General features: G+C 50.4%; 14 protein-coding genes. 8 read left to right on the top strand and 6 right to left on the bottom strand.

The genetic code is table 11. The features are described 5' to 3' along the window. Nucleotides 1-45 precede the first annotated feature (45 nt). The gene (locus GC165_13130) at nt 46-1,320 is read left to right on the top strand and encodes a hypothetical protein (protein ID MBI1333810.1); all 1,275 of its coding nucleotides are present in this window, start codon (nt 46-48) and stop codon (nt 1,318-1,320) included. Between the two features lie 92 nt (nt 1,321-1,412). Here the strand turns inward: GC165_13130 and GC165_13125 are convergent, their stop codons facing one another. From GC165_13125 to GC165_13110, 4 genes are read right to left on the bottom strand one after another with little or no spacing between them, the layout of a single operon-like run. After that, nucleotides 1,413-2,183 (bottom strand): ImmA/IrrE family metallo-endopeptidase, encoded by a 771-nt coding sequence (locus GC165_13125; GenBank protein MBI1333809.1) that lies wholly within the window; start codon nt 2,181-2,183, stop codon nt 1,413-1,415. Between the two features lie 2 nt (nt 2,184-2,185). Further along, nucleotides 2,186-2,506 (bottom strand): hypothetical protein, encoded by a 321-nt coding sequence (locus GC165_13120; GenBank protein ID MBI1333808.1) that lies wholly within the window; start codon nt 2,504-2,506, stop codon nt 2,186-2,188. Then, nucleotides 2,503-3,111 (bottom strand): hypothetical protein, encoded by a 609-nt coding sequence (locus GC165_13115; protein MBI1333807.1) that lies wholly within the window; start codon nt 3,109-3,111, stop codon nt 2,503-2,505. The genes GC165_13120 and GC165_13115 overlap by 4 nt, the downstream gene beginning before the upstream one ends. After that, complete coding sequence (locus GC165_13110; protein MBI1333806.1) at nt 3,108-3,329, bottom strand: transcriptional regulator; 222 nt, start codon at nt 3,327-3,329, stop codon at nt 3,108-3,110. The genes GC165_13115 and GC165_13110 overlap by 4 nt, the downstream gene beginning before the upstream one ends. Before the next feature lie 463 nt (nt 3,330-3,792). On the opposite strand from GC165_13110, the gene vsr reads away from it, so the two are divergent. Both vsr and dcm read left to right on the top strand, forming a co-directional pair. Next, nucleotides 3,793-4,275, top strand: a complete 483-nt coding sequence (vsr, locus tag GC165_13105; protein ID MBI1333805.1) for a DNA mismatch endonuclease Vsr — start codon at nt 3,793-3,795, stop codon at nt 4,273-4,275. A gap of 252 nt (nt 4,276-4,527) precedes the next feature. Continuing rightward, on the top strand, nt 4,528-5,523 hold the full coding sequence (dcm, locus tag GC165_13100; GenBank protein ID MBI1333804.1) for a DNA (cytosine-5-)-methyltransferase: 996 nt from the start codon (nt 4,528-4,530) through the stop codon (nt 5,521-5,523). On the opposite strand, the gene GC165_13095 is transcribed toward dcm, so the two are convergent. After that, the gene (locus GC165_13095; protein MBI1333803.1) at nt 5,520-6,500 is read right to left on the bottom strand and encodes a hypothetical protein; all 981 of its coding nucleotides are present in this window, start codon (nt 6,498-6,500) and stop codon (nt 5,520-5,522) included. The two genes, dcm and GC165_13095, sit on opposite strands and share 4 nt — an antisense overlap. 375 nt (nt 6,501-6,875) lie before the next feature. On the opposite strand from GC165_13095, the gene GC165_13090 reads away from it, so the two are divergent. Continuing rightward, a complete protein-coding gene (locus GC165_13090; GenBank protein MBI1333802.1) occupies nt 6,876-7,706 on the top strand; it encodes a hypothetical protein in 831 nt (276 codons plus the stop codon). 21 nt (nt 7,707-7,727) lie between these two features. Here the strand turns inward: GC165_13090 and GC165_13085 are convergent, their stop codons facing one another. After that, a complete protein-coding gene (locus tag GC165_13085; GenBank protein MBI1333801.1) occupies nt 7,728-8,021 on the bottom strand; it encodes a helix-turn-helix domain-containing protein in 294 nt (97 codons plus the stop codon). A 112-nt stretch (nt 8,022-8,133) separates the two neighbouring features. On the opposite strand from GC165_13085, the gene GC165_13080 reads away from it, so the two are divergent. The 4 genes from GC165_13080 (at nt 8,134) to GC165_13065 (ending at nt 11,757) form a co-directional block, all read left to right on the top strand. Beyond that, nucleotides 8,134-8,823, top strand: a complete 690-nt coding sequence (locus tag GC165_13080; protein MBI1333800.1) for a PDZ domain-containing protein — start codon at nt 8,134-8,136, stop codon at nt 8,821-8,823. Nucleotides 8,824-9,333: 510 nt separating this feature from the next. Further along, nucleotides 9,334-9,738 (top strand): hypothetical protein, encoded by a 405-nt coding sequence (locus GC165_13075; GenBank protein ID MBI1333799.1) that lies wholly within the window; start codon nt 9,334-9,336, stop codon nt 9,736-9,738. After that, nucleotides 9,707-10,777, top strand: coding sequence for an IS1595 family transposase (locus GC165_13070; GenBank protein MBI1333798.1), 1,071 nt, complete (start codon nt 9,707-9,709; stop codon nt 10,775-10,777). Before GC165_13075 ends, GC165_13070 begins: the two co-directional genes overlap by 32 nt. Beyond that, on the top strand, nt 10,756-11,757 hold the full coding sequence (locus GC165_13065) for a hypothetical protein (protein MBI1333797.1): 1,002 nt from the start codon (nt 10,756-10,758) through the stop codon (nt 11,755-11,757). The genes GC165_13070 and GC165_13065 overlap by 22 nt, the downstream gene beginning before the upstream one ends. Nucleotides 11,758-11,941: the final 184 nt, after the last annotated feature.

The following is an 11,941-nucleotide window of genomic DNA, read 5'->3' as shown; positions in this document are numbered from 1 at the left end:
TACTGGGTCCATCGGCACGCCAAACTGCCCTGCAGATTCGGATTCGTGTTATCATCGCCCCACGGGTCGGTCATTGTGGGGAGAGTTGCCGTCATTTTCGTCCATGGCACATTTGCTAATAGCATCGATACGCGTTCGATCGAGCCAATTCTCGGGTCCCAACTAGGGCTGACGAGCGCCGATATCCACCAGATTCGGTGGCCAAGAAGAGCCATTCTTAACCTTAACAACTCTCACCGAGCCCGCGAAGAAGGATCTCAGATTCTGGAGGAAAAAATCGACGAGCTTCGCCAGCGGTACGACCAAGTCTTCGTGATCGCCCACAGCCACGGCGGAACCGTCGCCCTCATGTGTGAGCGGAACCTTTGGAAGCAAGGCAAGCCGAGGATGGATGGCCTTGTCTGCGTCTCCACGCCGTTCATGTGGGTCGATACGCCTCCAAAATCTCTGAAGAGAGCGGTATTGGGCGTCGTCGAGTCGGTACTCGCTCCCCTCCTGGGTTTCCTGGCGTTCTCCGTCTCCGATCCACCCGGAACGGCCGCCATCAAGGCGTTCGGCCTCTTCGTGGTCACCATCCTGTTCCGTCTCGCCTATCTGCGTTCGGGAAGGGACAACCTCGACGACTACAACCTGAGGCTCCCATCGAGCGAAAACGTAGTCCTGCTGGGTTCTGCGTTCGACGAGGCCAACATCTGGGTGTACCTCTGGGGGTTTGCCTTCAAATTCCTGCGGTGGATGGGCACGATCGACGGGTGTGTCTGGACCGCGGCGTTTATCTTTGCCACCATCAACCTAATGACTCTGATGCCGGTCGGCGTTCTCGGCTTTTGGAACGCCTTTATGCTCCGGGCGCCGTTGGCCTTGGCTGGCGTCGCGCTAGCTCGCGGGATCGTGAATATCGTGGTCAAGGGTGTACGACCCGCGTCCACCATCCTCGGGTTTGCCGCTAGTCTGGTCTTGGTGCTCCTTCTACCCCTCAAGACGCCGGACGACGTGAAATTCGTAATCACTCTCGTTATGACCGTCGCGGCAAGCCCCTTCTACTATCTGCCCATTCTGCGTATCGTCACCGAGACGCTCGGTGCATCGCAGATCGGCACCGGACTTCCCTTCTGGGTCGTACTCTCGAACGACATCCGGGTTGAGAAGACGACGAAGAGCATCGACCGATATGTCGGATTCTCGCCCCTCGACGGAGCCACGATGCGCCACAGCCGACTCCTACACTGGGAACCGAGCCAGCAGTATATGGCCTCATTCTTACGGCAACGCCTTGTCGAAAAGCCGCCCATGATGATGATTCCGCCAGTAGTTCGATAAGGCTATAGGCAGATTTCAGCAATTTCCATAGGTACGCAGTCCCTTACAGCTTGAACCAGGAACCGCTTTCACAAAAGATTGAAACTACTTCTTTATATGATTCGAACTAGTGTAAGAACGATGTCTTGGTTGAGCCGACATGACTGCTCCTCAATGAGCACTTCGTCATCGCTGAACGGATTGGGAAACCACATATCACCGGTGCTCTTTACTGGACCGATTCGGGTTGCTTGTTCTGGCGTGTCTTGACAATCATAGGCTGTGCTGTCCGGGTCGATTTCCATTCCGGCCCTTATGAAAACCTTGGCTCCATTGGACGGCCATGTCCACCGCACATGTTCTCCGTCTGAGGAGATTGCCACTGAGGGCATCAGCGTCAAATCCATGTATCGTTTCGTTGCGGCCATTATCGAAACATCGAATTTGTCTGCGAGTTCGATGATTGGCTGAACGAGCGGTGGAATGTTCACGAGACCTTTCCCGAACCACTTTCTCGGCATGAGAAGTGCCCCGGCAAAGGTATTTGCCTCATCTTCCACTTGGCTCCTTTTGTATCTCGCAAGGGCATTTTCTTCGAAGAGATAGTCCTGGCTGTGGTTGGGATGCAGAAACCAATGTCCTAGCTCGTGCGCGATGGTGAATCGGACCCGAGGAGGATAATCAACCAGGCTATTACGAAGGATGGTTCCGTGCTTGCCGAGCCTCATTAAACATCCATCGAGCCCTGGCAATTTCACCGCTCGGACCTTTAAGCCGATGCATTCGGCAAAGAGTTGTGGGTCGATTTGCCTGTAATCTTCGACTTCCAGTTCATCAAGGAACGCATAAGCGGCCACTTCCGGGTCAATTGAGCGACTCAACAAAGTTACGGATTCTCATCCGCCCTCTTTTGTAAGTCCATGGCTTCTTCGTATAGAGCTTCAATGGTTTCGTCCGGGAAGACATCAAAGTTTCGTGCCGCGAGCTGCATTGCCTGTGCGCTTTGCTCAAAAGACTTGGCGAGAAAGCGGCGCTTGAACTCGATTGTCTTTTCTTCGCCAGTATTTTCAACTGGATATTCTTTGTTAACCTGACTTATCCATTCTCTGATGTCAATCGTTTCATTACTTGGAGCAGCCAATAGGCTTCCACTTTCTTCCGCGCAGTTGTCAATTTTGTCACGCAGAGATTTTTCACGTTCTGTCATTGTGTTTCTCCTATGAGGGTCATTGCTTCTGCCGTAGCGAATTCGAAATAAACCAGTCCATTCTTGTTTCCATCTTTGCCATGTTCAGTCATTCCCGCACACCTGTAGAATCCTTCAGATTCGACGAGGGAATGCAGTCCCACTCGGCCCTGGCATCCAATGTCAACGCTGTGCCGAATCGCCGCTTTCAAAAGTTCGAGTCCAGTATCCTTGAATCGCTGGTTTTGGCCAATGGCGTCCATATATCGCTTGACGTTCCATGGGGCAGATTCCACGAAATCAATATATACAATGGGTAGATTGCCGTCGACCTTGGATGCGTGGCCCTTCACTATTAACTTCGCCAAGCCTTGAACCTGATTTGAGGCCCTTATGCCGATAATTAAGTAGTTGGGGTCATTTAAGAGTGCATCCTTGCTCTTCCACCGAGATTGCCAGACATAGACTCGTTCTATTTGGCCCAATGCCACCATCTCGGTGTAGACGTCACGGAGTCGAGGCACCCATTTGGATTCCGCTTCGACCAAGTCTTCCGAACTCACCGGGGAAAGCAGTTCGGCTTCCACCGGTTCCAATGTGACGCCATCGCGTAATTTCAATTTCACAACACAACTAGCTCCGCTTTCTTGTTTTCTTTTTCATCTTCAGCGAATAGCTTTTCGCCCTTTTGTAGCCGCTGGTCAATCATCAAGAACATTCGGAAAGCCTTTTTCATGAGGGCCGTTTTGTTCATGTCATAACGAAGGCAGAGAGCCTCGAGGTCCTTCATTTCGGACTCGCTCAGGTTCAAAGTCATCGTTCGTTTGGCAGCAGATTCACTCATTTACATATTCATTCTACGACAATTTTCCACATTTTGTCCAAATAGTAGCTACTTTTTAGCTAATTCTTGCGTATATTATGATGAACCCGGTGAAAATCGGGACGAGGAAAAATGAAATCCCCCAAACCCTCTCCACATCAAATCGGCCGCGACGCAAGAACCGGCCAGTTCATCCCGGTGCGCGAGGCCGAACGCCGACCGAGCACCACGGTCGTGGAGACCATCAAGCCTGCTCCTAAAAAAGGCAAGTAAGAAAGCTCCACACGGAGGGCCAGCTTGTCTGGTCCTCCAAGACTTCGGACGGCGAGCTTATGACTCAGATTTTCACTTGACGAAGACAGGAGCTTTAGAAGTTGCCGGCAATTTCGTCGGTTCATAACTAAATCTGAAAGATGTCCTCGATTTCTTGCGAGTAGCAAAGTTTCGCTCCAAGATTTCTGCTCGGCCGGTTCACAATGTACTAATGAAGTCGGTTAACTTCGAGAAGCTCCGAACTTCTTTAGAAACCACCGAGCCCGTTCGCAAGTCGATGCGGTCCAATCGCTCGACGGGCACAAAACCCGAAATCGAGTTCCGTCGTACTATTTGGCAAAGTGGCTTGAAGGGCTATAGAAAGAATGTAGCAAGATTGCCTGGGAAACCGGATATTGCATTTTCCTCAGTCAGACTCGCAGTGTTTATCCATGGATGTTTTTGGCATGGTTGTCCACGATGCGAGGCACGCGGCAGGATTCGCCCACCAAAAACCAATACTGAATATTGGTTACGCAAAGTCCAAAGGAATCGCACACGATTTGAAGAGCAGTGCAGACTTCTGGAGGCGTCAGGCTGGACGGTCATGACCTTCTGGGAATGTGAGCTAAAACACGATATAGGTGAAGCTGTGAATAAATTGCGAAGGGTTTTTTGCGACCTTTCGCCCTCTTCGACCGTATTCACGGTATAGTGGTGCATCTTGGTGCACTGTGGTGAACAAATTGAGGGCTGCGGCAAAACATCTGAAAGAGGACGAACCCACGGTTCGTCAGAGTGTCAGCTTTCCTCGTTCCCAGCATGAAGCCCTAACTGAGCTTGCTTCACGAAACAATGTATCTGTCGGATATGTGGTTCGAAAAGCATGCGAGATGCTGGTCGAAACTTGTGGCGGCGACGTGAATGAAATCTCTGGAAAGACCAGAAAGCGCGGGGCCTCAGAAGTATGAGCACCGTAGTCAAGCCTAAAGTGGCTTCCTTTTTTTCTGGAATTGGGGGCTTCGACCTCGGCTTCCAACGAGCCGGATACGAAATCGCATTTCAGTGCGAAATAGATACGTTTTGCAATACTATTCTGGAGAAGAACTGGAGCAATGTCAAAAGGAAAACAGACATCAAAAAAGTTACAGCCGCAGATGTCCCTGCCGCTGACATCTGGGTTGGAGGATTTCCCTGCCAAGACGTCTCACTCGCCCGAATGGGTAAACGTGACGGCTTGCGAGGAAGTCGTTCAGGACTCTTCTACGAGTTTGCGAGACTCGTTGGAGAGCAACTTCCCCGAGTTCTTCTTATCGAGAACGTTCCGGGACTTCTCTCTTCCCACGACGGACGGGACTTCGGAATCGTTGTTCGCACGTTGGCCGACCTCGGGTATAGCGTGGGATGGCGAGTGCTTAATTCTCGACACTTCGGAGTCGCCCAGTCGCGCCAAAGAGTCTTTATTGTTGGATGTCATCGAGACCGGGGAGGTTCCGCAAAGATACTTTTTGAGCCCGAATGCAGCGTCGGGAATGATGCGCCGCGCCGACCGAATGGGAAGGAGTCTATTTCCCCCTTTAAGAGCAGCTTTGGAGATTCTGTCAAAGGACCAATCGTCCAAGGACTAGCTTATTGTTTATATGCTTGTTCGGCCAGGCACACTGGCACAGACTGGAGTCGAACATATGTGACATATCCTGACGGCCGTGTAAGGCGTCTTACGCCAAAGGAATGTGAGGGGATTCAGGGTTTTCCCACGGATTGGACTTTACCCGACGAGCAACCGGCCGACATAGACAAACTTGATTCGTTGCGGTACCACGCACTTGGAAACGCTGTGACAGTTCCAGTGGCCGAGTGGCTAGCCGAGCGTATGATGCTCTACCTTGGAACACAGATGCCTTTCGAACATGAGGTTGTCGATGTTGACCAAGAAAAAGAACTTCTGCTCGCTCGAGCTTAGTTCAGCTCCTCGTATAGCCTGCTTAGCAATAGTGGATTCGGTCTTTCCGCAATAGCATTGGGAAGTCTGTAGGACGGAATAACTCCCGTCACCGCTCGCAACGATTCTAGCGAAAACTGGGGTTGCAGAATGCGCTCTTCAGCACCTGGAGCCAGTTCGACTAAGTATTGTCCTTCTCTGTGAACAATCCTAAGAATTCCCTCATCGAACGCCCAGTGATGAAGTTTGCACAAACATAGACCATTGCTTACATGGTCAAGGTCAAAATCTGACCACGGCAAAATGTGAGCAGCATCTACTCCAGGATTGCGGCTTATGTCAGTTGGAGGAAATCTATTTCCGCAAACGAGGCATGTCCAATCGTATGCCTCCCTAACCTCCCGTTTAAACTTTGTACTCTGAGGTCCGCGTCGCCTTGCCCAGGTTTGCCACTTTTCGATTTCACGCCGGCGAATGTCCAACTGGTCCGGTGGGATTTGCTCGAGGGATAGAGGCTTGTCCTTCTCATCCACTTCTTCCCGGAGGGCTCGGAGCATAGCTGGAACGACGTCTTCGCGTTCGCTGTAGACAACTCCCATGTCGGCAGAGAATGCTGCGAACGTTTTCTGAATGGACTCAACGATTTGGGTCAGCGCTTTTGGCACGGCCGAGCCAGACTTAACTGCAGACTCGTGCATCGCAAGAAGATTAGAGAGGTCGCTTGGGAAGCTATTGCGGGCATGCCATAAGAGTTCTATTTCTTTTACACGTTGTCCTATCGCCAATGTCTCAGCTTGGAACGCCTGATTGCCATAAATGATGGTATTGGCTCTGGCTCTAAATAGGCCCGGAGATTTCACGACGCCATCCTCTAAAGTGACTGGTCTAAGGACCTCAACTTCTTCCAATTCTATATGGTGGAGCAAGTAACCGTCCGAACGGAGCACTGGTTGACCGCCCTCAAGTCTTGCCTCATCTCTAATTGGTGTTGGCAACATCAGGATTGCCGCGGCTTGCCTCCCAATGTGGAAAGTCTCACGATTGTTTCGAAGTCGGAGGCGTCGTTTACCACCTTGTTTGGTCAGAAATATTCCGGTTGGCAGTTCAACAGAACCATATTGCAGAATGAGGTCATGTTCAAAAAGGTCCGTTACTCGAGGCCCACCGGGAACGTCTTCCGCTAATTCGAATTCGCCTCGGCCTCCCGTTCTGCTTGAACCACCACTCGGCTGCTTAGTTATCCGCATCCGCACACAGCTTACACGGAGGCGCGTAATGTTGGCCAGAGAGTTATGTCTTTGTTGCCGTCAACGAATTCAGTTTTGCTGTGTGTAACGACCCGATGCCCTCATTCCGTAGTTAAATATTAGGAAGTGGCTGACGCGACGCAACAAGCAGTTAATTGGTGGACAATTCTTATTCCTGTCCTCCTCACGATTGGAGGAGGAACAATTCTCGGGAATATCCTGGTTGCCAAATATAAGGAAGGTATCGACCGTCGACATGCCATTGCTGTTCGCACTCGGGACCGCCACTTGGAAAAGGCCGATACACTTCGAAGGTTAATCGCCGCGGTGGTTGGAGCAAGGTCTGCGGCGGGTGATGCCCGTTATTCTGACCTCAACAAAAAGTCGAATCTTGAAGAAGTAGCTTTAAGGTCTCAAGCAAATTATGAGCGTCATGTCGATAACTTCGCACGACTGTCTGATGAGGCACTTCTTGAAGCCGAGAAATATGGGTTGATTCCCGACTGGTGCAACCTTCCAGACAAGCACCTTAGTTCCTATGTAAGTTTTGTAATGGATGGAAGCTTAGGATTCACCCTTGACGCGAGGTCGTTTGAATATGGTCAAGCTGGGGATGCATATGGCCATGCATCTGCATTGATAAGTGACCTTCGTGCTCTGGTTGATGCTGAGGAAGCACTTGCTTCCGATGTATTCGTTACGAAAAGAAAGTTGAAAACTTTCCGTCCTCCTAGCCTTACATACCTCAACGAGCTCAAAGTGTACTTTGACAGAAAAGAAGTTGATGTGAAGAAGCTTGATATGTCTGTTCTTGAGAATCGCCTGTTTGAACAGGAGCGAATGGAAGAAGAACGTGAGAAGCGCAAAGCTCTTTTTGAGGCCAACCGTTTAAATAGTGCGGTGCCTCAGTTCGAAAGTTCAGCGAGTTCCCAGCCAAATTCAATTGGGCAAAGCTAACTATCATTTCATGGCGACGGACTAATTGCGTGCGCCAGGTCTGCCCTTCTTGAGACTTATGGTTCCATCGCCGTCACCGATAGCTTGTTGCCAGGAACTGACGAACTCAACGATGTCAACACCGCATGCTTGAAGATATAGGGACAATTCACGCAGGTCAATCCGCCGTTGTCCAAGTTCCCACTTCGAGAGCATCGAAGCCGTTATGTCTAGTTTCTGTGCAACTTGCTCTTGCGTTATGCCATGACCTTCCCTCGCCTCTCGAAGGAGACGAACCATCAGTTTGTATTCATTCGAATAAATCGACTTGACCACGGCCTATGGCCCATAGCTTGACTTTCAATCATCGACATGCCCAAGATAGACATATACTTATGTCAAAGATAGACATATGGCACAAATGGCAAGTTACTTCTCAAAAATAGATATGTGTGTTGCATTAGCGTTAACCGCTTTGGTGATGGCATCCTGCTCATCGGTTGGACACGCTTCGCAAGGCGTCGCCATGGAGGCCAACCTAGTGGGCTCGTGGAAGAGCCAAGAACTTGGAACGATTTATAACTTTAAGTCAGATGGTTCGTATACGGATTCCAACGGCAACGTGTTGAAGTACGCAGTCGACTATCCATACCTTGTGGTGACTGGACCCTCTGGAGCCAAAATTTCTTTGACCATCGTGGACTACAACTACTCGGCTAAGCCAAAATCTCTGGCTTTGCGTGATGGAAATGGCTTCGTCGAGCATTTGATTGAGCTGGGAGCGACTGCGAATCAAGTCACATCAGGGCGGAGTGCCGAGAATGCCAAGCCAAGTGGGATTGGTGTGAGTCTTGAACCGATACTTGCGTCAAACGCTCAGGAGTGCGGCTTGTCTCCTGGCCAGGGCTGGTACGTCAATTCAATTAGCAAGGGAGGTCCAGCATGGAACAGCGGAATTCGAGCAGGAGACTTCCTTATTGCGGCCAACGGAAGCATCCTCAACAGCTTTAATTCGGGTGACCCATTGGCCGACGCCACATTCGGTAAGCATCCAGGAGACGCCATTACGCTACTGACATATCGACGCGACGCCAGCGGGAAACTATGGCGATATGAAAACAATGTCGTCCTGAAGTAGATTGAAAATTCGATTCGCTCAAGCCAATAATATGCTTGATGCCGAACGAGAAAGTCCGAGGGAAATATCCGAATAACCTTCGGGCAGTTCGAGAAGAGAAATTACTCACTCGTGACCAACTCACTAAGCTGGCCGAGCAATTGGTCGTTCAAGACCCAGTTCGCTTCAATCCAGTTTCGGTTTCGACCATTAAGGGTCTGGAATTGGGGTGGACTCGACCCAGATTGAAGACAGCTGCCGTTCTCATTAGCATCCTGCAAAAGCCTGCCGAAGAACTCTTTCCGGCGGGTCTCGATGATGGAAATCGCCATTTCCTGAGCTCAAACAAGTAATTTAACTGGCCCAAACTGGTAAAGGCCCCGGTCCATTTACCGAAGCGAGCGGCGTTTAATAAATCTATGGCTCAAATGGAGCCTTAGATGGTGATTAAATGTCATTTAGAAGTAAATCTCACAACCGTTTCGTTAATTTGCCTACCCAAGGCGCGAGAACTTTCCTCGGAGGTAACGCATGAACCAGATTGGCTACAACACGGAAATTGCGATGGAATTGACTGCTCGAGCGATTTTCTTGGAAGCTGCATCTCGACGCTTTGGATTCAGGATTTCAGGGCCGAATGAAGTCGAATACATGTTCCACAGCCTGAGTTGGGAAAGAACCGATAGCTACGCCGAGGCAACGTTATGGCTCCTGAAAAGTAACTTTGATGACGAGGAAACGATGATGCACGTTGTAGTAGCCCTCTCAACGATTCCTTGTGTCGAGAACGTTTCGTTTACCGACCAACTTGCCAGTTACGTTATTGTAAGGCTGAATATGGACCTTTCCGACAACAGAAAGCTTTGGGAATGGTTGCAAATGTATCGCCCGATTGCAAGATGCAATGCTTGCGGAGGGGAATATGAATTTTGCTAATTTCCCCAGAACGACGCTGGAATTCCACGACACTTTCGGAACGGAAGAGGCTTGTCGCGACTACTTGTTCAGCGTTCGTTGGCCAAACGGCTTTGTATGTCCTCATTGCGGATTCCAGATGGCTTATCTTCGCACTAAGCGCGAAGAATGGATTTGTGCTTCTTGCGACAAGGCAACCTCCCTTAGGTCCGGAACCGTTCTGCACAATTCGCGAAAGCCGCTCCGTGAGTGGCTCACAGCGTTGTTCTACGTTATCAGTTCCAAGCAGAGCATTAGTGCGCTGGAATTGAAACGGGTGATGGGTTTTGGAAGCTATAACACCGCTTTGCGCTGGCTCCGGGAAATCCGTCGAGCAATCAGCAAAGAAATGGATGGCCGCCCACCATTGACGGGGGCGGTCGAAGCCGACTTGATGGTATTTGGCTCCAAAAAGGAAGGTGCCAACCTCGCTGGTTTATCCGACCCAACTAAAACCATCGTTGCGGGTGCGGTTGAACAGCGAAAATCTGGAAGCGGCCGCGCGAGACTCAGACTCGTCACAAGCAACAAGACCATCGCTAAAGAGGTCCGCACATTTCAGTCAGACCAAATTGCACCTGGCTCAATTATCTTTTCAGACGGCAGTCCATATCGTTCTCCGCAGTTCTTCCATGCTCCCATGGTTGCCTACAAGGAAAACCAGTCAAACAGAATGCGCGACGGTAGCAAAGTCGCAGAAGGATATTTGCCTAGAATTCACCGCGTCTTCTCCTTGCTGAAAAGGATTCTCAGGGGATGTCATCAAGGTTCATTTTCGAAGCGTCATATCCAGGGCTATTTGGACGAGTATTGCTTCCGGTTTGAAGGAAGAAGATTCTCAACGCCATTGGCAATGCTTCCTGAACTTGCCACGGCCGTAATGAGCGTTAAGGCAGTTCCATATTGGCGGTCCAGTGGTCGACCCACACCAAATGCGTCCACGAGAAAAGCAAATCGGGAATGGATTGACTTTGGGACTGAACTGCAGGAGGGCTTCACATGGGCACAGCAAGGAACGTAAGTTGGAGTTGTTCGCGACAAGCTCTGCTGAAGCGGTGCCCCCGGGCGTTTGCTTACAACTACTACCCATGGGGCGAAGAAAGGCAGAATACGTACATTTTCTTGAAAAATGCGCGTACGATTCCCCTCCTCGTCGGAGACATCATCCATTCTTTCATTGCAGTTACGCTGCACCAATATAAGAAGAATGGTGTCCTCGGACCAAACCCAAAAGAATATGCGATTCAGAGATTCGACACTGCGCTCAGCGACAGCTTGGCCCTTGCACGCAAGGTAAAAGATGGAAAGAATCCGGGTGCGGGGTCCGTCCTGATGCACCACTTCAACTCTGGGCCGAGTGAAGAACTTGAAAATGCGGGTCGAAAAGCCGTGTCCGACGGACTGGATGCCTTCTACCAATCGCCGGCCCTGCAGTTCCTGCAAACGACGGACAGAAAGGAATGGCTTGATGTCAACAACTCGAACTCGGCAGTTCCGTATGTTGATGCGTCGGCAAAACTTGGACTTAGCGAGTGCAATGGCCTACGCATCTACACGCCTTACGACCTCGCGTTGAGGCACGAGGGCGAGTTCTTCTTCATCGACTGGAAAACTGGCAAATTCTCAGCAAGCTCATATCAAAGCTGCAGGAAGCAGTTGACGGCCTACTCACTCTACGCACTTAACTCGAACATTGCCCTTGAGTCAGTTCGTACCGTTCCGTACTTCTTACATTCTCGTCCAGCGTGGGTTGCGCATGAAGTCAATTCAAATGAGCTGGACCAGATTAGAACTGAAATTGTCAACCATCATGGTCAGGAAATGAACATGGTGCATAAGATGCAGGATGAGCATGGAAGCAACGTCTTCTTCGCCGACTTCGAGGACTTCCAGCCCAAACCAGTGCCACACAACTGCCGTCTCTGTTCATTTCTGCCTATCTGCAAAGCTGGAAAAGACGTCCTTGGTGCGCAGGCTCAACTTCCGCTTGAAGCTGCATGAACTCTAAAAGCAGGGCTTTTACTTCAATATTTGCGCTCCACGCAGTAGTGAAAGCCCTTCAGGCGTCATAATAGAGAGACATGGAAGCTCACAAATCCAATTTGGTGAAAGAGATTCTGCGGGATTCCCGAGCCCGACGTGACATGGTGGACGCTGCTTTTAAGCCCGAGGGACTGCGAGAGTT

It is taken from the genome of Armatimonadota bacterium (assembly GCA_016125185.1).
Lineage (GTDB): Bacteria > Armatimonadota > Fimbriimonadia > Fimbriimonadales > Fimbriimonadaceae > Fimbriimonas.
The sequence above is the reverse complement of the archived record's forward strand: the minus strand, read 5'-3'. Positions and strand labels throughout refer to the sequence as shown.